This is a genomic window from Streptomyces sp. NPDC006516 (assembly GCF_040611875.1).
GTDB lineage: Bacteria > Actinomycetota > Actinomycetes > Streptomycetales > Streptomycetaceae > Streptomyces.
The window spans coordinates 975,602-1,002,334 of the sequence record NZ_JBEXPD010000001.1 but is presented as its reverse complement, the minus strand read 5'-3'; the positions used below and the strand labels follow the sequence as shown (position 1 = coordinate 1,002,334).

The window sequence follows — 26,733 nt, the reverse complement described above, 5'->3', positions numbered from 1 at the left end:
TTGGTCATCCCTGACTGTTGTTCTCGTGGGTGTGTACGCGGTCGTGAGAGGTGTGCCCGGTGCTCGCACGCCCCAGGGAACGCTCGATGGCCTCGCGCAGGACCTTCCGGTCGTCGAAGGCGCGGACCACTCCGTGGACGTCCTGGCCCTGCTCGTGTCCCTTTCCGGCCACCAGCACGGTGTCGCCGGGCTCGGCCCGGGCGACCGCGGCGGCGATGGCCGCGGCCCGGTCCGCGTCGACGAGCACGTCGCCGCGCTCGTGGACGGGTACCTCGGCCGCGCCGGACAGCATGGCGGCGAGGATCGCGAGGGGGTCCTCGGAGCGGGGGTTGTCCGAGGTCAGTACGGCGGTGTCGGCGAGCCGGGCCGCGGCGGCGCCCATCGGGCCGCGCTTCGTCGTGTCACGGTCACCGCCGCAGCCGAGCACGATGTGCACCCGGCCCTCGGTGACCTTCTGCAGGGAGCGCAGGACGGATTCCACGGCGTCGGTCTTGTGCGCGTAGTCGACGACCGCGAGGTACGGCTGTCCCGCGTCGACGCGTTCCAGCCGTCCGGGGACGCCGGGGACGGCCGCGACGCCGTCGGCGGCTGTCTGCGGGTCGACACCCGCGACGGCCAGGGTGACGATCGCCGCGAGGGTGTTGGCCACGTTGAAGGGGCCCGGCAGGGGGGCCTTCGCGGTGATCCGCTCGCCCTTGGGGCCGACCACGGTGAAGGTGCTGTCCTGGGGACCGACCTCGACACCCTCGGCCCGCCACTCGGCGTCGGGGTGACCCTCCGCGGAGAACGTGACGACCGGGACGGACGCTTCCTCGACCAGCCTGCGGCCGTACTCGTCGTCGAAGTTGACCACACCGAGCTTGCTGCGCTCCGGCGTGAACAGCTGCGCCTTGGCCTGGAAGTAGTCCTCCATCCCGGAGTGGAACTCCATGTGCTCCGGGCTGAGGTTGTTGAAGACGGCCACGTCGAAGACGCAGCCGTCGACCCGGCCGAGCACCAGGGCGTGGCTGGAGACCTCCATGGCGACCGCCTCGACGCCGCGTTCGCGCATGACGGCGAACAGGGCCTGGAGGTCGGTGGCTTCGGGGGTGGTGCGCTCCGACTTGATGCGCTCGTCGCCGATCCGCATCTCGACGGTGCCGATCAGCCCGGTGCTGCGTCCGGCACCGCGCAGGCCGCCCTCGACGAGGTAGGCCGTCGTGGTCTTGCCGGACGTTCCGGTGATGCCGATCTGGAGGAGGCCGGCGCCGGGCCGTCCGTAGATCTCCGCCGCGAGGTCTCCCATCCGGCCGCGCGGGTTCTCCGTCACGAGGACCGGGAGGCCGGTGGCGGCGGCGCGCTCGGCGCCCGCCGGGTCCGTGAGGATCGCGGCCGCGCCGAGGCCGGCGGCCTGTGCGGCGAAGTCCGCGCCGTGGAAGCGGGCACCGGGCAGGGCCGCGTACACGTCCCCGGGGCGTACGGCCCGCGAGTCGTGGGTGATGCCGGTGACCTCACCGGCGTCCTGCGGTCCTGCGCCGAGCCGGGCTGCCAGCTCTCCGAGGGAGGTCGGCGTGAGCCGGTCCGGTCGGGGCGCTCCCGGGTAGTTCACAGGCGCGTCCTTCTGAGTGGTTTGGCACTGATCAGGGTGGGGCACGGCGGTGAGCGTACCGGGCGGACCCGGCCTCTCGCGAAGTGAGGGGCCGGGGTTGCGGTACTTCTCGTTCCGGTTCCCGGGATCAGGGGTGATGGTCGTCACTGAGGGTTCCCCCGAGTCACTCGCCGGGCTTGAAGGACACCGGCAGCCGGGCGGGAGCGCTGCCGGAGGGAGGGGTCTGGAGGGTCTTGAGGGCGAACTCCATGACCTTCTTGTAGATCGGGCCGCAGATCTGTCCGCCGAAGTAGCTGCCCTTGGTGGGGTTCTGGATGGCGCAGTAGACGGCGATCTGCGGATCGTCCGCGGGCGCGAAACCGGCGAAGGAGGCGGTGTAGCCCTTGTAGACACCGCGTACGGGGTCGACGCGGTTGGCCGTGCCCGTCTTGCCCGCGACCCGGTAGCCCTGGATGTGGGCCTTGGTCCCGGTGCCCTCCCGGTCGTCCACGACCGACTCCAGCATCTTCGCCAGGGTCTTGGCGGTCTTCTCGCTGACCACCCGGGTGCGTTCGGGGGCTTCGGACGCGCTGTAGTTGCCGTCCGCGTCCTTGGTGCCGCGGACCAGGGTCGGCTCGATCCGGACCCCGCCGTTGGCGATCGTCTGGTAGACCGAAGCGGCCTGCATGGCGTTGAGCGAGAGGCCCTGGCCGAACGGGATCGTGTACTGCTGCGAGGTCGACCAGTCCTGCGGCTTGGCGAGGATGCCGGGCGACTCGCCCGGGTAGTCGAGCCCCGTGGTGCTGCCGATGCCGAATTTGCGCAGGTAGGAGTGCAGGACCTTGTTGGCCTCCGCCTGGGTCTTACCGAGCTGGCCGGTGGCCAGGATGGTGCCGATGTTGCTCGATTTGGCGAGTACGCCGTTGAGCGTGAGGTACCAGGTGGGGTGGTCGATGTCGTCCCGGAAGAGCCGGTCGCCGCGGTGCAGCCGGTTGGGCACGGTGACGTGCGTCCCGGGCGTCGCGGCCCCTTCCTCCAGCACGGCGGCCATCGACATGACCTTGCTGGTGGAGCCCGGTTCGTACACGTCCTGGAGCGCCGCGTTGCCCAGGGCCGCCGTGTCGCTCCGTGTGAGATCGTTGGGGTCGTAGCCGGGGGCGTTGGCCATGGCCAGGACCTCGCCGGTCCTGGTGTTCTGCACGACCACGTAGCCGCGGTCCGCCTCGGACTTCTCGACCTGGTCGGCGATGGCGCGCTGGGCCGCCCACTGGATGTCGCGGTCGATCGTCAGCTCGACGTCGGTGCCCGCGACGGCCGGGATCTCCGTGGAGCCGGCCGTGGGGACGGGACGGCCGCCGGCCTGCGCGTACCGGATCTTGCCGTCCTCGCCCTGGAGCTGCCCGTTCAGCTGTGCTTCCAGGCCGCCGCCGCCCTTGCCCTCCGCGTTGACGAAGCCCAGTATCCCGGCGGCGAGGCCGCCGTTCGGGTAGACCCGCTTGGTGGTGGGCTCCTGGAGGACTCCGGCCAGCACGTTGGCCCCGGGGCCCCCGGCGGCCTTGTCCTCGGCGGCCTTCTCCGCGAAGACGGACTTGAGGTCCTTGATCTGCTTCCAGACCTGCGGGGTCTGGCGGCGCGCCAGCACCGTGTAGCGGCTCTTGGGGGTCGAGAGCTTCTTCGCGAGCTCCGCCTCGTCCTTGCCGAGGATCGGGGCGAGCAGCGCCGCCGCCTGCTGCGGGGCGTCCGGTGCCTTGCTGTCCTCGGGAGTGAACAGCTTCGGGTCGGCCGTGATGTCGTGCGCGTCGACGCTGGTGGCCAGGGCGATACCGCTGCGGTCGGTGATCTCGCCGCGTTCGGCCGCGATCGTGTACTCCAGGTAGCGGTTCTTCTCGGCCTTCGCGGCGTACGTGGCCGCGTCGACGGCCTGGACCTGGAGGAGCCGTACCACGAACGCCAGCATCACCAGCGTCAGGCAGAGGCTGATCAGGCGGAGCCGGGGGCGGGGGCTGCCCAGGCGGATGGACTGCGGGGATCCGCCGCGCCGCTTCCGGGCGGCGGCAGGCCGCCGCGGTGCCGGACGGCCGGCGGGCCGGGGCCGTCCCGATCCGCTCGCCGCGTTACGGGGGCGCGCGGGGCCGGGTACGCGACGGCGCGGCGGTTCCTTGGACGGCACTGCGTCACCTGCCGGGGCTGGTCGAGGGCGATGTCGAGGGCGAGGGGGTGATGGTCGCGGAGGACGCCGGGGTGGACGCGGCGGAGGCCGGCGAGGCGGACCCGGACGGGGAGGCCGAGGAGGGCCCGGCCGTGCTCGCCTCCGGTTCGGGGACCGCGGTGGGTGACGGTGCGGCGGTGGCGCGCTCCGGCACACCGCTGACGGTGCCGTCCGGGTTCAGGAAGGCGGGGCTGCCGCCGGGCACCATGCCGAGCTCCCTGGCGCGGCGCTCCAGCGCGTCGGGCTCGGAGTAGCTGTCCACGTCGCGCTGGAGAGCCTGCTGTTCGTCGGTGAGCTCGGTCGTCTCCCGCTCCAGCTCGCTGAGCCTGAACGATCCTTCGTTGAGTGCCGAGTTCAGCAGGAGGAGCGAGATCAGGCCACCGGCGAGCAGCAGCACGACCAGCAGGACGAAGGGGGTACGGGCAGCGGTGCTCGGCCCCGACGGCATCAGCCGTGCGAGGCGGCCGGCCCGCCCCTTCATCTGCTCGGCCGTCCCGGTCACGGCGTCGCCACCGTCCTCACCGGCGTCCGGCCGGGCGGGCGGGGGGCGCTCATCGCTCCTCCTCGCGGATCCGCTGGGCGCCGCGCAGCCTGGCGGGAGCGGCTCGCCGGTTCTCGGCGACCTCCTCCTCCGTGGGGAGTTCGGCGCCCCGGGTGAGCAGCTTCAGCCGGGGCTGGTAGCGCTCGGGGACCACGGGCAGGCCGGGCGGCGCCGTGTTGGCGGCGCCTGCGGCGAAGACCTGCTTGACGAGACGGTCCTCCAGCGAATGGTAGGAGAGGACGGCGATCCGGCCACCCACGGCGAGACTGCCCACCGCGGCCGGAATGGCCCGCTCCAGGACGGTCAGTTCGCCGTTGACCTCGATGCGCAGGGCCTGGAAGGTGCGCTTGGCCGGATTTCCTCCGGTGCGCTTGGCGGCCTGCGGCAGGGAGTCGCGGATGAGCTCGACGAGACGGGCGCTGTTGGTGAAGGGTTCCTTCGCGCGCTCACGCACGATGGCCGACACGATGCGCTTGGCCTGCTTCTCCTCGCCGTAGGCGCGCAGGATCCGCACGAGTTCACCCGGCGGGTAGGTGTTGAGGACTTCGGCGGCGCCGATGCCGGTCGTCTGGTCCATGCGCATGTCGAGCGGCGCGTCCTGGGCGTAGGCGAAGCCGCGGTCGGCCTCGTCCAGTTGCATCGAGGAGACACCGAGGTCGAACAGCACGCCCTGGACCTTGGGGATGCCGAGCCTTTCGAGGACCTCGGGCAGTTCGTCGTAGACGGCGTGCACCAGAGTGGCCCGGTCGCCGTACGGCGCGAGGCGCTCACCCGAGAGGCGCAGCGCCTCCTTGTCGCGGTCCAGGGCGACGAGCCGGACGTCGGGGAAGGCGGCGAGCATGGCCTCGCTGTGCCCGCCGAGCCCCAGGGTGCAGTCCACGACGACGGGGGGCCGCGGGCCTGTCGCCTCCAGAGCCGGGGCCAGCAGGTCCAGGCATCGCTGGAGCATCACCGGGACGTGTCGGGTCTGGCTCAATGCGCCCTCTCAGGCTCTGTCCCGTGATGGCCGCACGTGCGGTCTGGTCCCCGCCCGCTCGGAAGGGGAGGTCCGCCGGCGCCGGGGAAGGGGCGCCGGCCGACCACGAGCGGGAGAGGGCCGGGCCGCATGTACGCCGCACATCACAGGAACTCGAAGTAAAAAAATGCGGAATGTGCAGGCGTGTCGGTAACTTCGCGTCACTTTAGTCCACCCTGCCATCCGATCCATTCCCGATCAACGAACGGCGCAGCGCGTCGTACCGCCTGAGCGATACGGCGAACCTCACCCGGTCGGCCCTCCGGGTGTGAGGCTTGTGGGTTACCTCACAACAACCCACGTTGACGTTCTTTGTCCCCTTCCACAGCCCGACGGGAGCAATCGCGAAGGATAACGTCATGGTTATGTCGACTTCTGCACAGTCTTCCGCCGAGACCGGTTCCGCCGCCCCCTCCGGCGCCCCCTCCGGAGAAACAGTCACCGACCGTCTGGTCGACCTGAACACGCGTTACGCGGAGGCATTCACCGACCCGGGCATGGACGCGCGACCCGTACTGAAGGTCGCCGTGGTCGCGTGCATGGACGCCCGCCTCGACCTCCACCGGGCGCTGGGCCTGGAGCTGGGCGACTGTCACACCATCCGCAACGCGGGCGGTGTGGTCACCGACGACGTCCTGCGATCGCTGACCATCAGTCAGCGCGCGCTCGGCACCCGCAGCGTCATCCTCATCCACCACACCAACTGCGGCATGGAGTCCCTCACCGAGGACTTCAGGCAGGAGCTGGAGCTGGAGGTCGGGCAGCGCCCGGCCTGGGCGGTGGAGGCCTACTCGGACGCCGACCAGGACGTCCGGCAGTCGATGCAGCGCGTGCGCACGTCGCCCTTCCTCCTGCACACGGACGACGTCCGCGGATTCGTCTTCGACGTGACCACCGGCAAGCTGCGGGAGATCCTCCCCGCCTCCTGAAGTCCCCCGACATACGGACCACATCCGGCATATCGCCCCCAGTTGTCCACAGGCGAGTGACACGAAGCGGTAACGGCAACAAGAATGCGGGTGTGACATCTCTCCGGGTCCTCCGGAGAGTGTCCGTATTTCGGAGCGGGCCGGGCGGCTCTGTGCGTCGGCCCGTGCACAAGGGGCCGAGGAGGGCCGGGTGACGACCTATGACGATCGAGCGAGCCTCACAGATCTGACCACGACAGCGGAGCGGGTGCGCAGGTCGGTCGAGGGTGTGATCGAGGGCAAGCCTGAGGTCGTACGGCTCTCGCTGACCGTGCTGCTCGCCGAGGGGCACCTCCTCATCGAGGACGTGCCCGGGGTCGGCAAGACGATGCTGGCCAAGGCGCTGGCACGGTCCATCGACTGCTCGGTGCGGCGCATCCAGTTCACACCGGATCTGCTGCCCTCCGACATCACCGGGGTGTCGATCTTCGATCAGCAGCGGCGTGACTTCGAGTTCAAGCCCGGCGCGATCTTCGCCCAGATCGTTATCGGCGACGAGATCAACCGTGCCTCGCCCAAGACCCAGTCGGCGCTGCTGGAGTCGATGGAGGAACGGCAGGTCACGATCGACGGCCAGACCTATGAGCTGCCCGATCCCTTCATGGTCGTCGCCACGCAGAACCCGGTCGAGATGGAGGGCACGTATCCACTGCCCGAGGCTCAGCGCGACCGGTTCATGGCCCGTGTCTCGATCGGGTACCCGAGCGCGGAGGCCGAACTGCAGATGCTCGACGTGCACGGCGGCGCCTCACCGCTGGACGACCTGCAGCCGGTGGCCCACGCCCACGACATCGTGAAGCTGATCGAGGCGGTGCGCATGGTCCACGTGGCCGAGTCCGTCCGGCGGTACGCGGTGGAGCTGGTGGGCGCCACCCGCCGGCATCCGGATCTCAGACTCGGGGCGTCCCCGCGCGCGACCCTCCATCTCCTGCGTGCGGCCAAGGCCTCGGCGGCGCTCGCCGGGCGTGACTACGCCCTGCCGGACGACGTCCAGGCCCTCGCGGTCGCGGTGCTCGCGCACCGCCTGCTGCCCACGGCGCAGGCGCAGCTCAACCGCCGTACCTCCGAGCAGGTCGTGCTCGACATCCTCCAGCGCACCCCGGTGCCGACCTCGGGCGGCGCTGCCGCCCCGGCCCAGCACCGGACCGGCGGCCCGGTGTACGGCCCGCAGCCCGGCGCCCGGCGGCTGTGATGACGGCCGGTGGGCCCGGCCCTGTGGACGACGCCGACGACAAGGGAAGCCTGCGGGCGGCTCTGAGCGGGCTGACTACCCGGGGCCGGTCGTTCCTCGCCGCCGGGGTGGCGGCGGCCGTCTGCGCGTACGTCCTCGGCCAGGGTGATCTGCTGCGGGTCGGTCTGCTGCTCGCGGTGCTCCCGCTGGTCTGCGTCATCGTGCTCCACCGCACCCGCTACCGGGTGGCGGGCAGCCGGCGGCTGTCCCCGTCCCGGGTGCCGGCGGGGTCGGAGTCGCGGGTCCATCTGCGGATGGAGAACGTCTCGCGGTTGCCCACGGGCCTGCTGATGCTCCAGGACCGTGTTCCCTACGTGCTGGGCCCCCGGCCCCGGTTCGTGCTGGACCGGGTGGAGGCGGGCGGCGTCCGGGAGGTGTCCTACCGGGTACGGTCCGATCTGCGCGGGCGCTATCCCCTGGGGCCGCTCCAGCTGCGGCTCAGCGATCCCTTCGGCATGTGCGAGCTCACGCGTTCCTTCAGCGCCTACGACACCCTCGTCGTCGTCCCCCGTACCGAGCCGCTTCCGGCGCTGCGGCTGGCCGGGGAAGCCTCCGGGTACGGCGACGGGAGGCAGCGTTCGCTGGCGCTGGCGGGCGAGGACGACACCATTCCACGCGGCTACCGTCACGGTGACGACCTGCGGCGGGTCCACTGGCGGTCCACCGCGCGCTACGGCGAGCTGATGGTGCGCCGGGAGGAACAGCCGCAACGGGCCAGGTGCACGGTGCTCCTGGACACCCGGAGGATCGCCTATCAGGGCGCCGGGCCCGGGTCGGCCTTCGAATGGGCCGTGGCCGGGGCGGCCTCCGCGCTGCTCCACATGCTGGAGCGCGGCTTCGCGGTGCGGCTGCTCACGGACGACGGGAGCACCGTGCCCGGCGAGACCGCCGAGGGCTATGCGGGATCGACCCAGGATTCCGCGGATTCGGCCGGCCTGATGATGGACACCCTTGCGGTCGCCGACCACTCCGACGGGGGAAGCATCTCCCGCGCCTACGACGTGCTCCGGGGGAGCAACGAAGGGCTGCTGGTGGCGTTCTTCGGCGATCTCGACGAGGAGCAGATGGCCGTGGCGGCCAGGATGCGGCAGCGCAGCCGCGGGGCCGTCGCGTTCGTGCTCGACGGCGACGACTGGGCGCGCGGCAGGGCCGCCGCTCCGGCGGCGCGGGCTGCCGAGCGCCTGCGGGTGCTGAGGGAAGCGGGATGGACAGCGGTGCCGGTGCCGCCCGGGGCCGAGCTCTCCCGGCTCTGGCAGCAGGCCGGCCAGGAGCGCTCCGGCGCCGGATCGACGACAGGGCTCTCCGGGGGATGGTCATGAGTGGTCGTAGCCGACTGGCGCTGTGCGCCTTCGTGGCCACGATGCTGGCGGCGGGGGCGCTGCTGCCCCTGGTCGAGACGTCGAAGTGGGTGCTGCAGGCCGGTTTCCTGCTGGCCGTCCAGACCGGTGTGGGCGCGCTCGCCCGCCGGATGCGCCTCGCGCGGATACTGACGGTCTCCCTCCAGGTGGTCGTCACCCTCCTGACGCTCACGGTGGCGTTCGCCAGGGAGCACGCCCTGTTCGGCCTGCTGCCCGGTCCGCAGGCGGTCCAGCGCCTCGCCGACCTGCTGACCGCGGGCGCCGACGACGTCAGCAGGTACGCCACCCCCGCACCTGCGACGGACGGCATCCGTCTGATGCTGATCGGCGGGGTGCTGCTCATCGGGCTCGCCGTGGACGTCCTTGCGGTGACCTTCCGCACGGCCGCACCGGCCGGCCTGCCGTTGCTCGCCCTCTACTCGGTGGCGGCCGGGCTCTCCGAGGGCGGCGCGGGGTGGCTGTGGTTCACGCTCGCGGCGTGCGGGTACCTGCTGCTCCTGCTGGCCGAGGGCCGGGACCGGCTGTCCCAGTGGGGGCGCGTCTTCGGCGGTGTGTCCCGCACGTCGAACGGTCTGGCCGCCGGCCTGGAGGGCTCAGGACGGGCCCTCGCCCCCGTCCGCACGGGACGGCGTATCGGCGCGGTGGCGCTGGGCATCGCGCTTGCCGTCCCCGCCGCCCTTCCCGCGCTGGACGGCGGGCTCCTGGGCGGCACGGGCGGCGGGACGGGCCGGGGTGGGGGCGGAGGGACGATCTCGGCGGTGAATCCGCTGGTCTCCCTCCAGAACAACCTCAACCAGCCGGAGAACCGGGAGGTGATGACGTATCGCACCAACTCCGTGAGCCCGCAGGACTTCTATCTGCGCATCCTCGCGCTGGACCAGTTCAGCGGCGGCGAGTGGAGGCCGTCGACCCGCCGGCTGAGGGATGTGCCGGACCGGCTGCCTCAGCCGGCCGGACTGGGCACGGATGTCGCCGTCACCGAGATCCGGACGAACATCTCGGCCTCGCGTTCGTACCAGCAGACGTATCTGCCTCTCCCCTACCCGGCGAGCGAGGTGGACGTCCAGGGCCGCTGGCGGTACGAACCCGAGGGGCGCACCCTCGTCGGTGACGACGGCCAGACGACGGGCGGTGCCCGCTACGAGGTCAGCAGTCTGGTGGTGGAGCCCACGGCCTCGCAGCTGGGCGGGGCGATGGCACCGCGTTCGGAACTGGTCCGTGAGTACACCCGCCTCCCCGCGTCGCTCCCCGACGTGGTCGAGGAAACGGCCGACCAGGTCACGGAGGGCGCGGCCAACGACTACGAGCGGGCCGTGAAACTGCAGGACTGGTTCGCCTCCGGGGGCGGCTTCCGTTACGACACGACGGTGACCTCGGGGACCGGCACGACGGCGATCGAGCGGTTCCTGAAGGAGAAGGAGGGCTTCTGCGTCCACTTCTCCTCCACGATGGCCGCGATGGCCAGGACCCTTGGGATTCCGGCCCGGGTCGCGGTGGGCTTCACGCCCGGCACGGTCCAGGCCGACGGGTCGGTGTCGGTGGGGCTGCGGGACGCGCACGCCTGGCCCGAGCTGTACTTCGAGGGCGTGGGGTGGACGCGCTTCGAGCCGACCCCGTCCCGCGGAAGCACCCCGGCGTACACCCGGCCGGACGTCCCCTCCCAGGACCCGAGCGATCCCGCGGTGCCCACGGACGGCGCCTCCGTGGCGCCCACGGCTGCTCCCTCCGCGTCGGAGTCGTGCCCGGCGCAGGAGCGCCGGCAGGGTCAGTGCGGTGTGGCCCCGGTTCCCGGTGCGGCGGATTCGGCCGATCCGGGGACACCGGTCGGTGAGGTGGTCCTGTGGGTGCTGGGCGCCCTGGCGGTGCTGACGCTCCCGTTGCTGCCGATGCTCTGGCGACTGCGGGCGCGCAGCCGGCGGCTGGGCTCCTTCGGCCGTACGTCCGCTGATGCCACCGCACGGCCGGGCCAGGCCGCGGACGGTGCCGTAGGGCTGGGTGGCCTCGACGGAGCGGCGGCCGGTCCCGGGCGGCTCGGCTCCTCCGGCCGCACCTCCGCGGATGCCGCCGCACGGGTGATGGCGGCCTGGCAGGAGCTGACCGACACGGCCTGGGACCACGGCATCGTCCCCGACGAGTCGCAGACCCCTCGCAAAGCCGCGGCCCGTGTCGTACGGCTGGGTGGCCTCGACGGAGCGGCGGCCTCGGCGGCCCACCGGCTGGCGGGTTCGGTGGAGCAGGTGCTGTACGCACCCGAGCCCCGCGCGGTCGCCGGGTCGGCGCAGGACGTGCGCGAGGTACGGGCGGGTCTGTGGGCCTCGGCCGGCCGCTGGGGCAGGGTGCGTGCGACGCTCGCCCCCCGTTCCGCCGTTCGGGTGATCTGGGCGATTTCGGAGGGTCGGGCGGAGCTCGGCCGGAGGTGGTCGGACCGGCTGGGACGTGCCGGCTGGGCGGCGCGCCTGCGCAGGCTGTCGCGGCAGCAGGGCTGACGCCGGGATCGGGCCTGCACAGGCGGGCCCGATCCCGCGCTCACCCACCCCCACGCTCCCGGGGCCCTCGGCCCGCTGCCGGCCTCTCCGGCGCCCGAGCTTTCCCCGGCTCACCGCCTCACCGGCTCCCAGCCGGCCGCCGGTCACGCCGGCCCCCGATTCGGGCCCCGGGCGCAAGAAGTCCGGGCGACCGGCGCCCGGCTCCTACGGCCGAGCCCGGTGAGCCAGGGGATTCCGGTGCGCCCAGCCGATCCCGGCTGATCCCCGTGAGCCTCGTGAGCCGGGGGCGCCTGGAGGATCCATCCCGGTGATACCGGAGCGCCCGGTGAGCCCGGGATCGGCCCGGTGAGCCCGGCGGAACCCGGCCGATGCCGGTTCGGTGCCCCGTACCGGCCGGTCCCGTCCCGTCCTGTACCGGCCGTGTGCCGGCAACGCGTGAGGGGCGGTCGCACAGTGCGACCGCCCCTCACGTGGGGTCCAGCGTCAAGTTCTCGGTGTGCGCGCGCCGCGTCACGGGCCGGGGGGTGTCCACCGGCCGGGACGCGGAACGCTCACTGGCCCTGTTCGTCGCGGCGGCGCTGCCACCGCTCTTCGATCCGGTTCATCATCGACCGGCGCTGCCTGGGGTGTCGGCGTTCGCCTCCACCCCCGCTCGCACTCCCGGCCGGCTGCTGCTCACCGGGCTTGGGCGCCTTGCGCCACCCGGTGACCGCCAGCACGGCGCAGCCCAGCATGACGAGGAATCCCGCCACGCTGACCCAGGTCTGCTGGAAAACCATTCCGGCCATGAGGAGCGCGATACCCACCAGAAAGCCGGCCACCGCCTGGTAGACCCGTCGCCGGGTGTACCTGCGCAGCCCGCTTCCCTCAAGCGCTGTAGCGAACTTGGGATCTTCGGCGTACAGCGCTCGCTCCATCTGCTCGAGCATTCGCTGCTCGTGCTCCGAGAGCGGCACGGAGTCCTCCTCGTCGTCGGCCGCGGGGGCGACCGGTATGCGGCCCTTCCAGGATAGGCAGGGATTCGCCCCCGTGAAACCCGCCCTCTAGCCATAGCCAGTCCGGACCGCCATGTCGGCTCGGCTGCTGAGGCGTAGATTCCCCGACCTCCGATCCGTCATGCCGGATGGTGTCACCCGATCATACGGGGCTCGCGGCCCGATCGGGTGTTCTGGGCAGTACTCCGTCTGCAGCTGCGTTGCTGATCAGCCGTGCTCCGGTCACTCCGTGTCCACGCCCGTGCGGGCTCCCCGTCACGGCCTAGGCGCGCTTTTCTCCCAGAACGTGCAGCTGGGTCGCCACGGCGTGGAAGGCAGGCTGTTCGGCTACGGCCGCCTCCAGCTTGAGAAGCTCCTCCATGGCACCCGGCTCGGTGTCCACGAGCACGCCGGGAACGAGGTCGGCGAAGACCCGCACACCGTGCACGGCGCCCACCTCGACGCCCGCGTCGGTGACCAGTTCCGTCAGCTGGCCGGCGGTGAACCTGCGGGGCACGGGGTCGCCGCCGCCCCACCGGCCCGCCGGGTCCGTCAGCGCCTGCCTGGCCTCCGCGAAGTGTCCGGCGAGCGCCCGCGCCAGGACGGCGCCGCCGACGCCGGCACCGAGCAGGCTGAGCGCGCCGGAGGGGCGGAGCGCGTCGACCGCGTTCCGCACGCCCTCGGCGGGTTCGTCCACGTACTCCAGGACGCCGTGGCAGAGGACCGCGTCGTAGCCGTCGCGCTCCACCACGTCGAAGAGGCCGAGGATGTCGCCCTGGACGCCACGCACCCGCTCGGCGACCCCGGCCTCGTCGGCACGGCGCTCCAGCGCGAAAAGGGCGTTGGGGCTGGGGTCGACCACGGTGACCCGGTGGCCGAGCCGGGCGACGGGCACCGCGAAATTGCCGGTGCCACCGCCCGTGTCCAGCACGTCCAGGGTTTCCCTGCCGGTCGCCTTGACCCGGCGCTCGAGAGCGTCCTTGAGAACCTCCCAGACCACGGCGGTACGGAGGGAGGCGCGGGGGCGCAGCTGGTCCGACACGGCGATTGACTCCTCGGCGCGGTGCCGCCACGGACGGCGGAGCGTGAACGGTGCAGGTGGTACGGGTCCTCTCCACCCTATTGCCTCGCACCGCCCCGACGGTCACTCCCTGTCCCGCAGCCGGCCCGCCCCCTCCCTCCGGGGCTGCGGCAGCACGGGCTGGAGGACCAGCAGCCGCTCGACCAGTCGCAGGAACACGGCGACGTCGCGCAGCAGATCGTCGGCGTCCCGGCTGGTGGCGGCGCCGGGTATGCCGGCCTCCGCACGGGCCCTGCGCCCCGCGCCGGAGGCGAAGAGGGCGCTCCATTCGGTCAGTTCGGGAGCGATGTCCGGCAGCACCTCCCAGGCGCTGCGGATCCGCTCCCTGCCGCGGCGGCCGGTCTCGGGCCGGCCGCGGGCGGCGAGGACGGCGGCGGCGGTGCGCAGCGCGGCGAGGTGCGCGGTGGCGTAGCGCTCGTTGGGCACGGCGAGTTCGGCGGCCTCCTCCAGGCCGGTGTGGGCCTGGGCGAGGAGATCGAGGGCGGCGGGCGGTGCCGTGGTGCGGCGCAGCACGGGGTGGACGTCGGTTGCCGGACCGGTCAGTGAGGGGGCAGGGCTGCCTGCGCGGCGCCGCGGGGCGGCGGCTGCGGACGAGCTGGCCATGACGAACCTCCTGTCGTCGTGTGACGGCTTTGTGGCCGTCTGTATCCATCGTGACGCCCCCCACTGACAATCCCTCAGAACCACCCTCTGACCTGCCACTTTGCTTCGCGCACAAGTTCGGGCTAGTTTTTTGCACTGACTGGTCAGTGCAAAAAAATGGGGGGTGGGGTCGTGGACGGCCCGCACGGGGCGGCAGTGAGCGCCGAGGACTTCGGACTGAAGGGACCTCGCGGCTGGGCCTTCCAGGGGGTCGGGTTCTCCGCCGCTCCCGGAACACTCGTTGCGGTCGAGGGGCCCTCCGGCTCGGGCCGCACCTGCCTGCTGCTCGCGCTCACCGGCCGGATGCGTGCCACGTCGGGCCACGCCGAGGTGGGCGGCGAGCGTCTGCCGGGGCGGCTGGCGGCCGTACGCCGGTTCAGCGCGCTCGGCCCGGTTCCCGGGGTCAGCGAGCTGGACCCCTCCCTCACCGTCGCGGAGCACCTGCGGGAACGGGCCCTGCTGCAGCGGCGTTTCGGCGCCTCGCCGCGCGCCCTGCTGCGCTCCCGTGCCGCGCGCGCCGCCACGTCGCGGGCCACGGTCGACACCGCTCTGGAGGCCGCCGGGCTGGACCTCGCGGCGCTCCCCAAGGCCGAACGGACCTCCGTGCGCGACCTGGAGCGCCTGGAGGCGCTGCGCCTTTCCGTCGCCCTCGCGCTGACGGGCCGCCCCCGGCTCCTCGCGGTGGACGACACCGACCTCAAGCTCTCTCCCACCGAACGCTCGCAGGCCTGGGAGCTGCTGCGCGCCCTCGCCGCCGCCGGGACCACCGTGCTGGCCGTGTGCAGCGAAGCACCCGAGGACACCCTGACGGTCCACACCCGCCCGGCGGCCGGGGCCCCCGGCCCCGCCGGCCGCACGACCACGGAGAAGGAGACGGCCGATGCGATCGCCGAAGCTGGCCGCGCTTGAGCTGCGAAGGTTCGGCAGGGGCCGGATGCCGCGTGCCGCACTCGTCGCACTGCTCCTGCTGCCGCTGTTGTACGGAGCCCTGTACCTCTGGTCGTTCTGGGACCCGTACGGGCGGCTCGACCGCATCCCCGTCGCGCTGGTCAACGACGACAAGGGCACGGACACGGGCGGGGAGCACCTCGCGGCCGGGGACGAGATCTCCGGCAGGCTCCTCGACTCCCGGGTCTTCGACTGGCACGAGGTCGGCTCCGCCGAGGCCGAACGGGGCGTCGAGGACGGGACGTACTACCTCTCCCTGACCATGCCGCCGGACTTCAGCGAGCGGATCGCGTCCAGCGCCGGGGACACCCCGGAGACCGGCGCCCTCCAGGTCCGTACGAACGACGCCAACAACTACATCGTCGGCCAGATCTCCAGGACGGTGTTCGCCGAGGTCCGCAGCGCCGCCTCTTCCAAGGCCTCGCGCGGCTTCCTGGACCGGATCTTCATCAACTTCTCCGGCCTGCACGACGCCACCGCGAAGGCGGCCGAGGGGGCGGACGACCTCCGGAGCGGTGTCGAGAAGGCGAAGAAGGGTTCCAAGGAACTCGCGGAGGGCCTCAAGGACGCCAAGGCGGGCAGCGGGAAACTCTCCAAGGGCGTCGCCCGGCTCGACAAGGGCGCCGCCGAACTGGCCACGGGATCCCGGCAGGTAGCCGACGGCACCCAGCTCCTCGCCGACAAGGCCGGCAAGGCCGCAGCCGACGTACGCCCCTTCCTGAAGGACAACGGCAAGGCCATCGGCGACGCGGCACGCCTGGTCGCCGACTCGTCGAAGGCCGTACGGGACAACCTCGACCTGCTGGTCGCGGCGGCCCCCACCGCCTCGGCCGCCGCCCACACGGCCTCCGACGAGCTCTCCGAGGTCCACCGCACGCGCTGTGAGGAGCAGCCGGTCCCCGACCCCGGGGTCTGCCCGCAGCTGAAGCGCGCGGTGACGGCGGCGGCGGACGTCGCCGCGGTGGCCGACGACGTGAACGCCCTGGTCACGAACCAGAAGGGCGATCTCACCAAGCTGCGCACGCAGCTGGCCACTCTGGAGAAGCAGGCCGACGCCCTCGCGAAGCGCTCACCGCACCTGGACACGGACCTGGAGTCCGCCGTCGCGAGGATCGACAAGCTCAACACCGGCGCGCACAAGGTCGCCACGGGTGCCGGCACGCTCCACACCGGACTGGGCACCGCCAGAACGGGCGCCGGAGATCTGGACGCCGGAGTGAAGAAGCTGAAGACGGGCGCCACGAGCCTGAAGAGCGGGCTGTACCGGCTGGGCGACGGTTCGGCGACGCTCGCCCAGGGGCTGAACGACGGGGTCGGGAAGATCCCCGACTACGACGAGGAGGACCGCGACGCCCGTACCGGTGTGATGGCCGACCCGGTACGGCTGGCCTCGTCATCGCTGCACGCGGCGCCCAACTACGGGACCGGGTTCGCCCCTTACTTCATCCCGCTCTCCCTCTGGGTGGGCGCGATGGTGGCGTACATGCTCATCCAGCCGCTCAACCGGCGGGCGCTCTCGGCCGGGGCTCCGGCCTGGCGCATCGCCTTCGCGGGCTGGCTGCCGGTCGCCGCGATCGGCCTGCTCCAGGTGGCCGCCCTGATGGCGGTGCTGCACTGGCGGCTCGGTCTGCAGATGACGCACGCCGCCGGGACGCTCGCCTTCCTGGCCCTGGTCACGTGCTGCTTCGCCGCGATCGTGCAGTGGCTCAACGCCCGCTTCGGCGCGGCGGGGCGGATCCTGGTGCTCGCCGTGCTGATGCTCCAGCTGACCTCGGCCGGCGGCACGTACCCCGTCCAGACCAGTCCCTGGTTCTTTGGGGCGATCCACCCCTTCCTGCCGATGACCTATGTCGTGGAGGGGCTGCGGCGGCTGATCACCGGCGGCGGGCTCGGCCCGGTCTGGCAGGGCTGCGCCGTGCTGCTGGCCTTCACGGCGGGCGCGCTGGCGCTGACCGCCCTCTCCGCCCGCCGCAAACAGGTGTGGACCCTGGACCGGCTCCACCCGGAGCTGAGTCTGTGACCGCGCCCGCACCTGTGAGAATCAGGGGCATGGACAGCAGTAGCACCACGCGCCGCCAGGCCACCCGGCAGAAGCTCTACGAGGCGGCGGTCACCCTCATCGCGGAAAAGGGCTTCTCGGCGACCACGGTGGACGAGATCGCCGAGCGGGCCGGGGTCGCCAAGGGCACGGTCTACTACAACTTCAAGAGCAAGACCGAGCTCTTCGAGGAGCTGCTGCGCCACGGCGTCGGGCTGCTCACCCAGTCGCTGCGCATCGCCGCCGAGGGGACGGACGCCCGCGGCGGCACCCGGGTGGAGGCGCTGGACGCGATGATCCGGGCGGGCCTGGTCTTCATCGACCGCTACCCGGCTTTCACGCAGCTGTACGTCGCGGAGCTCTGGCGCACCAACCGCGCCTGGCAGTCGACCCTCCTGGTGCTGCGTCAGGAGGCGGTCGCCGTCGTCGAGGGGGTGCTCAGGGAGGGCGTGGCCGGCGGGGAGCTCAGCGAGGAGATCGACATCCAGCTGACGGCCGCGGCCCTGGTGGGCATGGTGCTCGTGGCGGCGCTCGACTGGCAGGCGTTCCAGCCGGAGCGGACGATCGACGACGTGCATTCCGCCTTGTCCCTGCTGCTGCACGGCCGCGTCAGCGGGCACTGAGCCGAAGCGGGCGCCGAGGCCCGGTAGCGGGCACACCGAGGCCCCGGAAGCCGACAGGCCACCAGGGCCCCTGGCCACGCGAGAACGCCGGCCCGGTGGAATTCGATCCCCCCGAATTCCGCCGGACCGGCGTCCCGTACCGCCGCGAAGCTCTCCCCCGTGACCCCGTCCCCCGTTCCCCCGTGGTCCCGGAGCTCCGCGCCGTGTGCCCCCGTTGCGTCCGGGGTGCGGTGCCGTTCCGCCGCCCCGTGCCGGCGGTCCGGGCGCCGCGCCCCTTCCGTGGTCACCACTCTTCCGTCTGCGCAGGTGGGAGCCCATCCGCATCCCTACTCATCTCGACGCCTAGGTAGGGATACTCAGCCCTGTGTGGCAGGGCCCACCCGTGCGCCGGTCCGGCTGGCTACGATCGCGTCCGTGTCCGTACTCCCCCTGGTGTTCACAAGTGGCTGGGCCAGCGGGATCAACGCCTACGCGGTGATCCTCCTCCTCGGCCTCTTCGGCGCGACCGGTCTCAGCGACGAGGTGCCCGAGTCGCTGCAGCGCACCGATGTGCTCGTGGCCGCCGCGGTGCTCTTCCTCTGCGAGGCGGTCGCCGACAAGATCCCGTACGTGGACTCGGCCTGGGACACGGTGCACACGGTGGTGCGGCCCGTGGCCGGGGCGGTCGTCGCGGCCCTGCTGGCCGGTGAGAGCGGGTCGCTGCCTGAAGTCGCGGCCGGAGCCGTCGGCGGCTCGACGGCGCTGATGAGCCACCTGGTGAAGGCGGGCACCAGGATGGCGGTCAACACCTCGCCCGAACCCTTCAGCAACATCGGGGTCAGCCTCGCCGAGGATCTGGGCGTCGCCGGGATCATCACCTTCGCGGTCTTCAACCCCGTGGCCGCGGCCGTAGTCGCCGCGGTCCTGCTCCTGCTCGGCCTGGTGATACTGGTGTTCCTCACCTCCCGCATCCGCCGGTTCCTGCGGCGCAGGGCGCAGCGCCGCGAGGAGAGGCGTCCGGCGGAAGAGGGCTGGCACCGGCCTCCTGGGTGACGTGTCGGTGGTACCCCGTAGGGTCAGTGACATGGCACGAATTGCGGTGATCGGCGCCGGGGTGGGCGCGATGGCGGCGGCAGCCCGGCTCTCCGTGGCAGGCCACCGGGTGACGGTGTACGAGCGGTCGAAGACCTACGGCGGCTCGCTCGGCCGGTATGCCCGTGACGGCTTCGTCTTCGACACCGGCCCCGGGCTGCTGCACCTGCCCGCGGTCTACCGCGACCTGTTCGTGAAGACGGGCAAGGAACCGCTGGAGCGGTGCGTCACGCTCACCCAGGTGGATCCCGCGAGCCGTCACGTCTTCGCCGACGGCACCGCGGTGTCGCTGCCCAACGCCTCCAGGGCCGGGGTCGTCGGCGCGCTGGACAAGGCGCTCGGGGGCGGGGCCGGGGCCCGCTGGGGGGATTTCCTGGACCGGGCCGGGACGGCGTGGGAACGGTCGCGCAGGCCTCTGCTGGAGGAACCGCTGCGCGAGGACCCGAAGGTGCTGGGCCGCGACCCCTACCCCTCGGTCCGCCGGCGCAGGCTGCTGCGGTCCCCCCTGGTGGCGGGGACGGTGGCGGAGATCGGCGCCTGGGAGCTGACGGACCCCCGGCTGGCCGCGCTGCTCGACGGCTATGCCCTGTCGTACGGGCTCGACCCCCGCCGTGCCCCGGCCGCCGCCGCTCTCCTCCCGTACATGGAGGAGACCTTCGGCAGCTGGTACGTCGCCGGTGGCATGCGGGCCCTGGCCGACGCGGTGTACGAGCGGTGCCTGGCCCGCAAGGTGGAGTTCGTCTTCGGCGCCGAAGCCGTCCGGGTCGCCGAGAAGGACGGCAGGGCGGCGGGGGTCGAGCTGGCCGACGGCAGGAGCGAGGAGGCCGCCCATGTCGTCCTGGGCGCGCAGCCCGGGCCCGGGCTCGTGCCGGGGCTGGAGGAGGCGCGCAGCGCGATCCCGGAGACCCCGGTGCCCGGCCGCTTCCTCGTCCTGCTGTCGTTGCGCGGCGCCCGCGAGTCCGGTGCCGCGCACCGGACCGTGGTGCACACCGGGGACCCCGTCGCGGAGCAGGAGGCGGTGTTCGGCGGCCGGACGGCCGAGCGGCCCACGGTGACGGTCCTGCGGCCCGACGATCCGTCCACCCGCCCTGACGAGGAGCACGAGGCGGTGACCCTGATGGTGACGGTGGCCCCGCACGGTCCCGTCGACTGGACGGACGCGGCGCTGCGCGAACACTTCGCGGACTCGGTGATCGGCCAGGCAGCCGGAGCGGTCCCCGGTCTGCGCGAGCGGATACTCCACCGCGAGATCCGCACGCCCGCCGAGACCTGGGCCGACACCGGCGCCGAGGGAGGCTCGGTGCCCGCCCCGGCCCTGGCCGGAGCGGGAGGCGCCTTCCTGCACACCGCGAACCGCACCCCACTGCCGGGCCTGTACACGGCCGGCGGCTGGTCCCACCCCGGCGGCGGACTGGCGCACGCCGGGATGTCGGGGGCCCTGGTCGCGGGCCTCGTGGTGGAGGGCGACGACTTCCGCGGCTCCCGATGAGCCGCGGCCTGTCCGGCGCCGGCCGGTCGCCGGGTCAGTAGCGGTACTGCTCGTTCTGGCCGGTGTCGTAGCCGTTCCCGTACGGGGCGGGCTGCGCGGGGGCCTCGGGAGGCAGCGGGGGGTACTGCTCACGCTCACGCTGCTGCGGGACCCACACGCCCCCCGGCGGGGTGTCGGAGGCGTACTGCTCGGCATAGGGATCGGCCGGCTGCTGCGCGTTGCCGTAGGAGTCGTAGCCGTCGCCGCCGTAGGAGTCGTACGAGGGGTACTGCCCGGTTCCCGCGGCACCGCCCGTTCCGATGTACGGATCGGAGTAGGCCGCGTAGCCCGCCTGGTCCGTGCCGTAGTCGTACTGCCCCGCGTAGGTGCCCTGGCCCTGGGAGGTGTCCTGGCTCTCGTAGCCGCCCTGGGTATACGGGTCCTGGGCGGGCTGCTCGTAGCCGTTGTACGGGTCGTAGGCGGCGTACTGCGGCTGCGCGCCGTGCTGGTCCTGCCCGTGCTGGTTCTGCCGGTCACCGCCGGTCCGCGGCTCGTCGGTGTAGACGCCGTACTGCCCGGTGTCGTCCGGCATCGGCTGCGGCTCGTAGACCGCCGACGGGGCCGCCTGCGGCTCCGGGGTGCCTTCGTACTCCAGACCGGAGACCTCGAGGGTGGGCTTCGCGCCGCCCTGGGCGGCCCCGCCGCGACGGCGGCGGCTCTCGCCCGGGCTGCCGCCTATGGCCCATCCGGTCGAGAAACCGCGCCGGAAGGAGAGCGTCACATAGGTCTGCCCGGTCGCGAAGGCGATGGCCCCGAGGGCGATCACCGGCACGGAGGGGATGAGCACACCCAGGACGACACCGAGGAAGCCCGCGAAGGCGAGCAGGCGCCAGCGCAGCCGCGCCTTGTACTGCAGCAGCACCTCGCCCAGCAGCCACAGCGCCACTATGCCGAATGCGATGTAGAGGACCGTCCAGCCCACGCCCGCCCCCTCCTGCGGCCACCGCCCCGGTTGGTGGCGGGTACGGCCGGTCAGGACTGCTTGTGCAGTCCGAGATTCTCGTAGATCTCGAGTGTCGCCGTCGAGTTGTTGAGCGTGATGAAGTGCAGCCCCGGGACACCCTCGGAGATCAGCTTCGCGCAGAACTCCGTGGCGAACTCGATGCCAATGGAGCGTACAGCCGCCGGGTCGTCCTTCGCGGCGAGGATGCGTTCTTTCAGTGAGGACGGCAGGGAGGCGTTGCTGAGCTGGGCGAATCGTTCCAGTTGTTTCACGTTGGTGAGCGGCATCACCTCGGGAATGACCGGGGTATCGCAACCGGCGGCGACCACACGGTCACGCATCTGGAGATAGCTCTCCGGATGGAAGAACATCTGGGTGATCGCGTAGTCGGCACCGGCCCTGCACTTGTCGACGAAATGCCTGACGTCGGAGTCCCAGTCGGACGAGCGCGGATGCATTTCGGGGAAAGCGGCGACGCCGACGCAGAAGTCCCCGGCCTCCTTGATGAGCCTCACGAGATCCGCGGCGTACCGCACGCCCTGCGGATGCTCGACCCACTCGCCCCCCGGGTCGCCGGGCGGGTCCCCGCGCACCGCGAGGATGTTGCGGATTCCGGCGTCGGCGTACTGGCCCACCATGTTGCGCAGTTCGGCGATCGAGTGGTCGACCGCGGTGAGGTGGGCGACCGGGGTGAGCGTGGAGTCCGCGGCGATCTGCTGGGTCGCCCGCACGGTCCCGGCACGGGTCGAACCACCGGCCCCGTACGTCACGGAGACGAAGCTCGGTCCCACCGCCTCTACCCGGCGCAGGGCGTTCCAGAGGTTCCGCTCGCCCTTCTCGGTCTTGGGCGCCCAGAACTCGAACGAGTAGGACATCTCGCCGGTCGCGAGGAGCTCACGCACGGTGCGCGCGTGATCCGTCCTGGTGGAAGGTGTACCAAGGGCCATACCGGGAGGTTAACCAGGGCCTGGCGGTACCCCAACCAGAGACAGGAATTTGTCCGGAATGAGGTGGATTTTGTCCACCCCTCGGACATCTGCCCTTCGCCCGTCACCCGCCCCGCTGGAAGGCGGGCCTCCGGTTCAACTGGAGCGCTCCCTGATGCGCCGTGCGAGGGCTTCGGCGGCCGCCGCCGGATCGGCCGCCTCGGTGATGGCGCGCACGACGACGACGCGGCGCGCTCCGGCGTCCAGGACCTCGTCCAGGTTGCCGGCATCGATTCCGCCGATGGCGAACCACGGCCGTGTCGTGCCGAGCGAGGCCGCGTAACGCACGAGGCCCAGGCCCGGGGCGTGCCGGCCGGGCTTGGTCGGCGTGGGCCAGCAGGGACCCGTGCAGAAGTAGTCGACGCCCGCCTCGGCGACGGCGGCGTCGACCTCGGCCTCCGCGTGGGTGGAGCGCCCGATCACGGTCCCGCCGCCCAGGACGGCGCGGGCGGCGGGCACCGGCAGGTCACCCTGCCCGAGGTGCAGTACGTCGGAGCCGATGGCGTGGGCGACGTCCGCCCTGTCGTTCACCGCGAGGAGAGCGCCGTGGCGCTTGCAGGCGTCGGCGAACACCGCCAGGTGGTCCAGCTCCTCGGCCGCCTCCATGCCCTTGTCACGCAACTGGACGATGTCGACCCCGCTGGACAGCACCGCGTCGAGGAACTCGGGGAGATCCCCCTGCCGCTTCCGGGCGTCCGTGCACAGGTAGAGCCGGGCGCCGGAGAGCTGGGAGCGAGGCGTGGACATGATGGATTCCCCCGTCGGTGCGTCGATGGATCACTGGTACGTCGATGGACGGACGAGCCGGTAACGGCGGAGTGCGGGCCGCGTGTGTCGCGGCCCGCACCCCACTCACGGTCGCCCGGTCAGACGGCGAGCGCCTGGGCCCGGCGCTTCACCTCCGTACCGCGATTCTCGCTCAGGGCCTGCGCCGGCGTTCCGGGCAGGGTCGGGTCGGGGGTGAAGAGCCACTCCAGCATCTCTTCGTCGTTGTAGCCGTCGTCCCTCAGGAGCGTCAGGGTCCCGGCGAGACCCTTGACCACCTTGGTGCCGTCGATGAAGGCGGCAGGCACCTGGAGCGTCCGGTTCTCACCACGGCGTACGGCGATGAGCTGGCCTTCCTTGACCAGCTGCCGCACGCGCGTCACCTCGACATCGAGCATTTCCGCGATGTCGGGAAGGTGGAGCCAGGCAGGGACGAGAGCATCGATCTTTGCGTCAATCTCGGTCACAAGGACAAGCCTGCCATCCCGGACCGACAGCTGGTACCCGGGCCGGGCGTACGAGGCCGCGCCTACTCCGGGAGCGCCGCCGATTTCAGCGGTACGGAGGAGTCGGCCGCCTTCACGGGATCGATCCGGGCCCCGGCCTCGACGAGCCTGCGTCCCTGCGCCAGATCGCGCGGCCTGCTGACGGCCAGCACCGCGACCAGGACTCCCCCGCGCAGCCAGCAGACCGTCCAGGACGGGTCCGCGGGGTCGCCCCGCCACAGCAGGGTGTCGGCGTCGGCGTGGTGCCCGGCGTACTGCACGAAGCGGCCGAACTGCTCGGACCAGAAGTAGGGCACCGGGTCGTACGTCCTGGCCACCCCGTCGGCGAGGGCGGCGGCGACCGCCCGGGGGCCCTGGAGCGCGTTGTCCCAGTGGTGCACGAGCAGCCGGGTCCCGTAACGGGCGGAAGGGAACGATGCGCAGTCGCCCACCGCGTGGACGTCGGGCAGCGAGGTGCGCAGCGAGCTGTCCGCGGTGACCGAGCCGTCCGGCCCGAGGGCGATGCCGGAGTCCGTCAGCCAGCGCGTGGCGGGCCGCGCGCCGATGCCGACGACGACCGCCCCCGCGGGCACGGTCCGGCCGTCCGTGAGGTGGACGGCCCCCGGCTCCACGCGTGCGACCCGTGCCCCGGTGAGGAGTTCGGCTCCGCTCTCGGCGTACCAGGCGGCCATCGGGGCGGCGACCTCGGCGGGCATGGAGCCGGCGAGGGGCCGGTCGGCGGCCTCGACGACGGTCACCGCACAGCCGGCCGCGCGCGCCGCGGTGGCGAACTCGGCACCGATCCAGCCCGCTCCGACGATCACCACGTCGTGCTGCCGCTCCAGGACGGGCCGCAGCCGGGCGGCGTCGTCGAGGGTGCGCAGGAGATGCACGCCGGGCACACCTTCGGAGCCGGGCAGTACCACGGGTTCCGCCCCGGTGGCGAGGACGAGGGCGCCGTAGGCGACAGGGCCCTCGGGGGTGTCCAGCTCGTGGTCGGCCGCGCGCAGGCCGGTCACGTCGAGCCCCAGGCGCAGGGTGATGTCGAGGGCCTCGAAGTCGATGTCGAAGGCGGAGTCCTCGGCCTTGCCGAGCAGCACCGCCTTGGACAGGGGCGGCCGGTCGTAGGGCTGGTGCGGTTCGGCCCCGATGAGGGTGACGGCGCCGGTGAAGCCCTGTTCGCGCAGGGCCACCGCCGTCTGCACGCCGGCCATGCCCGCGCCGACGATCACGACGTCGCGTGGCGGGGCTCCCGCCGCCGGGTCCTGTGTCTGCTCGCTCACCCGTCCACCCTAGCCACCTGACACGACGTCAGCTCGCGAGCTCCTCGACCACGCTCGTCCCGCGGCCCTCCTGGGACTCCCACTCCCACGTCTCGTCGAGGCGCACCCGGCCGTCGGGCAGGTCCGTGACCGTCGAGACGCAGTGCCCGCAGGACGTCGTGCCGTCCTGCTTCAACTGGACGTAGCGGAAGTCCAGTACGTCGGCGTGCCGGGTGCCGACGAGGTGTCCGCGGACGACGTCACCGCCCGCGTACTCGGCCCATATACGGCCGTCCCGCTCGTGATAGGTGAAGCGGGTCCGGGTGCCGACCTGCCCCGGGGCCTGGTCGGCGACGGGCGAGAGGACGAGTCCGTCGAGTGAACGGGCCACGGGTACTGCTCCCTTACTGGCTTCGGGCGGTGGGGTCTAGGCTGGCCACCGTAAGGCACTCGCGGGAGTCCGGACGCACCGGGCTGAGAGGGAGGCTGGCCGGCCTCCGACCGTACGAACCTGATCCGGGTCATGCCGGCGAAGGGAGGGGCTGGACGCCCATGCACATCTCCGCACGACGTTCCGACGTCCTGGTCATCGGCGGCGGCATCATCGGCCTGGTGACCGCGTGGCGGTCGGCCCAGCGCGGTCTGCGCACCGCGCTGGCCGACCCGGAACCCGGCGGCGGCGCCGCGCAGGTCGCCGCCGGGATGCTCGCCGCCGTCACCGAACTCCACTACGGCGAGCAGATGCTGCTCGGTCTGAGTCTTGCCTCAGCGGCGCGCTATCCGGCGTTCGTGGCCGAGCTGGAGGAGGCGAGCGGGCAGCAGACCGGCTTCCGCGCCTGCGGCACGCTGGCGGTGGCCCTGGACTCCGACGACCGGGCCCATCTTCGGGAGCTGCACGCCCTGCAGGAACGTTCGGGGCTGGAGTCGGAGTGGCTCAGCGGCCGCGAGTGCCGGCGTATGGAGCCGATGCTCGCGCCCGGTGTGCGCGGCGGGCTGCGGGTCGACGGCGACCATCAGGTGGACCCGAGGAGACTCGCCTCGGCCCTGGTCACGGCCTGCGAGAGGGCCGGGGTGATCTTCCACCGGGCCTGGGCGCAGCGCCTCTCCTCCACGGGGGGCCGTGCGACCGGCGCGGTCCTCGCGGACGGTACGGAGCTGGCCGCCGGCCAGGTCGTGCTCGCCGGCGGGAGCCTCAGCGGCCGGCTCGCCGGACTGCCCGATCCGGTCGTGCCGCCGGTGCGTCCGGTCAAGGGGCAGGTGCTCCGGCTGACCGTGCCTCCGGCGTACGCCCCCTTCCTCAGCAGGACGGTCCGGGCCGTCGTCCGCGGCAGCCAGGTCTACCTCGTGCCGCGTGCCGACGGTGAACTGGTGATCGGCGCCACCACCGAGGAGATGGGCTGGGACACCACCGTGACCGCGGGAGGTGTCTACGAGCTGCTGCGTGACGCCCATGAGCTGGTGCCCGGCATCACCGAACTCCCGCTGAAGGAGACGCGGGCCGGGCTGCGGCCCTGCTCGCCCGACAACGCGCCGCTGCTGGGCCCCACCGTGATGCCCGGACTGCATCTCGCCACCGGGCACCACCGCAACGGGGTGCTGCTGACGCCCGTGACCGGCGACGTGATGGCCCATGTGCTGACCACGGGCGAGCTGCCCGAGGTGGGCCGCCCCTTCGCCCCGCACCGTTTCGGCCGTTCCCCCCTGACCGCATCCCCCGAAGCCCTCGCGCCGCAGGAGCAGCCCGCATGACACAGCCCTCGCACGATCCCAGCGCCACAGCCGTCCCGGCCGTCGCACCCGTCACCGTCCCGGTCTCGATCTCCGTCAACGGGGAACCCCGCACCGTCCCCGCGGGCACCGCGCTGGACGCCCTGGTCGCGACGCTGACCTCGGCTCACTCCGGTGTCGCCGCCGCGGTCAACGAGGCGGTCGTCCCGCGCGGCGCGTGGGCCGCCACCGCGCTCGCGGAGGGCGACCGCGTCGAGGTGCTCACCGCGGTCCAGGGAGGCTGA

Annotated in this window: 24 protein-coding genes and 1 riboswitch; of the genes, 11 read left to right on the top strand and 13 right to left on the bottom strand. The window is 72.5% G+C overall.

The annotated features are described in order from the left end of the window. Window positions 1-4 precede the first annotated feature (4 nt). The 4 genes from ABZY45_RS04425 to rsmH form a co-directional block, all read right to left on the bottom strand. On the bottom strand, window positions 5-1,588 hold the full coding sequence (locus tag ABZY45_RS04425; RefSeq protein WP_356735971.1) for a UDP-N-acetylmuramoyl-L-alanyl-D-glutamate--2,6-diaminopimelate ligase: 1,584 nt from the start codon (window positions 1,586-1,588) through the stop codon (window positions 5-7). 163 nt (window positions 1,589-1,751) lie between these two features. After that, window positions 1,752-3,737, bottom strand: coding sequence for a penicillin-binding protein 2 (locus ABZY45_RS04420; RefSeq protein ID WP_356735969.1), 1,986 nt, complete (start codon window positions 3,735-3,737; stop codon window positions 1,752-1,754). Between the two features lie 4 nt (window positions 3,738-3,741). Beyond that, window positions 3,742-4,278: a septum formation initiator family protein gene (locus ABZY45_RS04415; RefSeq protein ID WP_356735967.1), complete on the bottom strand. Its 537-nt coding sequence runs from the start codon at window positions 4,276-4,278 to the stop codon at window positions 3,742-3,744. Between the two features lie 49 nt (window positions 4,279-4,327). Then, window positions 4,328-5,293: a 16S rRNA (cytosine(1402)-N(4))-methyltransferase RsmH gene (gene rsmH / locus ABZY45_RS04410; protein WP_356735965.1), complete on the bottom strand. Its 966-nt coding sequence runs from the start codon at window positions 5,291-5,293 to the stop codon at window positions 4,328-4,330. Between the two features lie 404 nt (window positions 5,294-5,697). On the opposite strand from rsmH, the gene ABZY45_RS04405 reads away from it, so the two are divergent. The 4 genes from ABZY45_RS04405 (at window position 5,698) to ABZY45_RS04390 (ending at window position 11,375) form a co-directional block, all read left to right on the top strand. After that, complete coding sequence (locus ABZY45_RS04405) at window positions 5,698-6,261, top strand: carbonic anhydrase (protein WP_356735963.1); 564 nt, start codon at window positions 5,698-5,700, stop codon at window positions 6,259-6,261. 190 nt (window positions 6,262-6,451) lie between these two features. Further along, window positions 6,452-7,492, top strand: a complete 1,041-nt coding sequence (locus tag ABZY45_RS04400; RefSeq protein ID WP_356735961.1) for a MoxR family ATPase — start codon at window positions 6,452-6,454, stop codon at window positions 7,490-7,492. Next, window positions 7,492-8,850, top strand: coding sequence for a DUF58 domain-containing protein (locus ABZY45_RS04395; protein ID WP_356735959.1), 1,359 nt, complete (start codon window positions 7,492-7,494; stop codon window positions 8,848-8,850). The genes ABZY45_RS04400 and ABZY45_RS04395 overlap by 1 nt, the downstream gene beginning before the upstream one ends. Then, window positions 8,847-11,375, top strand: a complete 2,529-nt coding sequence (locus tag ABZY45_RS04390; RefSeq protein WP_356735957.1) for a DUF3488 and transglutaminase-like domain-containing protein — start codon at window positions 8,847-8,849, stop codon at window positions 11,373-11,375. The genes ABZY45_RS04395 and ABZY45_RS04390 overlap by 4 nt, the downstream gene beginning before the upstream one ends. 551 nt (window positions 11,376-11,926) lie before the next feature. On the opposite strand, the gene ABZY45_RS04385 is transcribed toward ABZY45_RS04390, so the two are convergent. The 3 genes from ABZY45_RS04385 to ABZY45_RS04375 all read right to left on the bottom strand — a co-directional run bounded on the left by ABZY45_RS04385 (window position 11,927) and on the right by ABZY45_RS04375 (window position 14,033). Further along, window positions 11,927-12,331, bottom strand: a complete 405-nt coding sequence (locus ABZY45_RS04385; protein WP_145802148.1) for a DUF3040 domain-containing protein — start codon at window positions 12,329-12,331, stop codon at window positions 11,927-11,929. Window positions 12,332-12,632: 301 nt separating this feature from the next. After that, the gene (locus ABZY45_RS04380; protein ID WP_356735955.1) at window positions 12,633-13,391 is read right to left on the bottom strand and encodes a methyltransferase; all 759 of its coding nucleotides are present in this window, start codon (window positions 13,389-13,391) and stop codon (window positions 12,633-12,635) included. Window positions 13,392-13,493: 102 nt separating this feature from the next. Continuing rightward, window positions 13,494-14,033, bottom strand: a complete 540-nt coding sequence (locus ABZY45_RS04375; RefSeq protein WP_356735953.1) for an SAV_6107 family HEPN domain-containing protein — start codon at window positions 14,031-14,033, stop codon at window positions 13,494-13,496. 171 nt (window positions 14,034-14,204) lie between these two features. On the opposite strand from ABZY45_RS04375, the gene ABZY45_RS04370 reads away from it, so the two are divergent. The 5 genes from ABZY45_RS04370 to ABZY45_RS04350 all read left to right on the top strand — a co-directional run bounded on the left by ABZY45_RS04370 (window position 14,205) and on the right by ABZY45_RS04350 (window position 20,241). Then, window positions 14,205-14,981, top strand: coding sequence for an ATP-binding cassette domain-containing protein (locus tag ABZY45_RS04370; RefSeq protein ID WP_356735951.1), 777 nt, complete (start codon window positions 14,205-14,207; stop codon window positions 14,979-14,981). Next, complete coding sequence (locus ABZY45_RS04365) at window positions 14,953-17,040, top strand: YhgE/Pip domain-containing protein (RefSeq protein ID WP_356735949.1); 2,088 nt, start codon at window positions 14,953-14,955, stop codon at window positions 17,038-17,040. The genes ABZY45_RS04370 and ABZY45_RS04365 overlap by 29 nt, the downstream gene beginning before the upstream one ends. A 29-nt stretch (window positions 17,041-17,069) precedes the next feature. Continuing rightward, on the top strand, window positions 17,070-17,681 hold the full coding sequence (locus ABZY45_RS04360; protein WP_356735947.1) for a TetR/AcrR family transcriptional regulator: 612 nt from the start codon (window positions 17,070-17,072) through the stop codon (window positions 17,679-17,681). 414 nt (window positions 17,682-18,095) lie between these two features. Then, window positions 18,096-18,713, top strand: a complete 618-nt coding sequence (locus ABZY45_RS04355; RefSeq protein WP_356735945.1) for a DUF4126 domain-containing protein — start codon at window positions 18,096-18,098, stop codon at window positions 18,711-18,713. Window positions 18,714-18,744: 31 nt separating this feature from the next. Continuing rightward, window positions 18,745-20,241: an NAD(P)/FAD-dependent oxidoreductase gene (locus ABZY45_RS04350; protein ID WP_356735943.1), complete on the top strand. Its 1,497-nt coding sequence runs from the start codon at window positions 18,745-18,747 to the stop codon at window positions 20,239-20,241. Between the two features lie 34 nt (window positions 20,242-20,275). Here the strand turns inward: ABZY45_RS04350 and ABZY45_RS04345 are convergent, their stop codons facing one another. The 6 genes from ABZY45_RS04345 to ABZY45_RS04320 form a co-directional block, all read right to left on the bottom strand. Beyond that, the gene (locus tag ABZY45_RS04345; RefSeq protein WP_356735941.1) at window positions 20,276-21,202 is read right to left on the bottom strand and encodes a hypothetical protein; all 927 of its coding nucleotides are present in this window, start codon (window positions 21,200-21,202) and stop codon (window positions 20,276-20,278) included. 50 nt (window positions 21,203-21,252) lie between these two features. After that, window positions 21,253-22,170: a methylenetetrahydrofolate reductase [NAD(P)H] gene (gene metF, locus ABZY45_RS04340; protein WP_356735939.1), complete on the bottom strand. Its 918-nt coding sequence runs from the start codon at window positions 22,168-22,170 to the stop codon at window positions 21,253-21,255. 135 nt (window positions 22,171-22,305) lie between these two features. Then, entirely contained in the window at window positions 22,306-22,956 is a 651-nt protein-coding gene (thiE, locus tag ABZY45_RS04335; protein ID WP_356735937.1) for a thiamine phosphate synthase, read from the bottom strand. A gap of 119 nt (window positions 22,957-23,075) precedes the next feature. Next, the gene (locus ABZY45_RS04330) at window positions 23,076-23,441 is read right to left on the bottom strand and encodes an Rv2175c family DNA-binding protein (protein WP_145802125.1); all 366 of its coding nucleotides are present in this window, start codon (window positions 23,439-23,441) and stop codon (window positions 23,076-23,078) included. 62 nt (window positions 23,442-23,503) lie between these two features. Continuing rightward, the gene (locus ABZY45_RS04325; RefSeq protein ID WP_356735935.1) at window positions 23,504-24,742 is read right to left on the bottom strand and encodes an FAD-dependent oxidoreductase; all 1,239 of its coding nucleotides are present in this window, start codon (window positions 24,740-24,742) and stop codon (window positions 23,504-23,506) included. A 28-nt stretch (window positions 24,743-24,770) separates the two neighbouring features. Then, window positions 24,771-25,112 (bottom strand): hypothetical protein, encoded by a 342-nt coding sequence (locus tag ABZY45_RS04320; protein ID WP_356735933.1) that lies wholly within the window; start codon window positions 25,110-25,112, stop codon window positions 24,771-24,773. Window positions 25,113-25,163: 51 nt separating this feature from the next. After that, window positions 25,164-25,276: riboswitch (TPP riboswitch) on the top strand. Here ABZY45_RS04320 and thiO point away from each other — a divergent pair. After that, window positions 25,274-26,470, top strand: coding sequence for a glycine oxidase ThiO (thiO, locus tag ABZY45_RS04315; RefSeq protein ID WP_356735931.1), 1,197 nt, complete (start codon window positions 25,274-25,276; stop codon window positions 26,468-26,470). Its footprint overlaps the riboswitch before it by 3 nt. Next, window positions 26,467-26,733 (top strand): sulfur carrier protein ThiS, encoded by a 267-nt coding sequence (gene thiS, locus ABZY45_RS04310; protein WP_356735929.1) that lies wholly within the window; start codon window positions 26,467-26,469, stop codon window positions 26,731-26,733. The genes thiO and thiS overlap by 4 nt, the downstream gene beginning before the upstream one ends.

What these genes read in the sequence shown, in the direction of transcription:
- ABZY45_RS04375 (WP_356735953.1), bottom strand. Translation starts at nt 14,033, where the DNA reads ATGGCCAGCTCGTCCGCAGCCGCCGCCCCGCGGCGCCGCGCAGGCAGC.
- ABZY45_RS04350 (WP_356735943.1), top strand. Translation starts at nt 18,745, where the DNA reads ATGGCACGAATTGCGGTGATCGGCGCCGGGGTGGGCGCGATGGCGGCG.
- thiE (WP_356735937.1), bottom strand. Translation starts at nt 22,956, where the DNA reads ATGTCCACGCCTCGCTCCCAGCTCTCCGGCGCCCGGCTCTACCTGTGC.
- ABZY45_RS04395 (WP_356735959.1), top strand. Translation starts at nt 7,492, where the DNA reads ATGACGGCCGGTGGGCCCGGCCCTGTGGACGACGCCGACGACAAGGGA.
- ABZY45_RS04405 (WP_356735963.1), top strand. Translation starts at nt 5,698, where the DNA reads ATGTCGACTTCTGCACAGTCTTCCGCCGAGACCGGTTCCGCCGCCCCC.
- thiO (WP_356735931.1), top strand. Translation starts at nt 25,274, where the DNA reads ATGCACATCTCCGCACGACGTTCCGACGTCCTGGTCATCGGCGGCGGC.
- ABZY45_RS04390 (WP_356735957.1), top strand. Translation starts at nt 8,847, where the DNA reads ATGAGTGGTCGTAGCCGACTGGCGCTGTGCGCCTTCGTGGCCACGATG.
- thiS (WP_356735929.1), top strand. Translation starts at nt 26,467, where the DNA reads ATGACACAGCCCTCGCACGATCCCAGCGCCACAGCCGTCCCGGCCGTC.
- metF (WP_356735939.1), bottom strand. Translation starts at nt 22,170, where the DNA reads ATGGCCCTTGGTACACCTTCCACCAGGACGGATCACGCGCGCACCGTG.
- ABZY45_RS04360 (WP_356735947.1), top strand. Translation starts at nt 17,070, where the DNA reads ATGGACAGCAGTAGCACCACGCGCCGCCAGGCCACCCGGCAGAAGCTC.
- ABZY45_RS04365 (WP_356735949.1), top strand. Translation starts at nt 14,953, where the DNA reads ATGCGATCGCCGAAGCTGGCCGCGCTTGAGCTGCGAAGGTTCGGCAGG.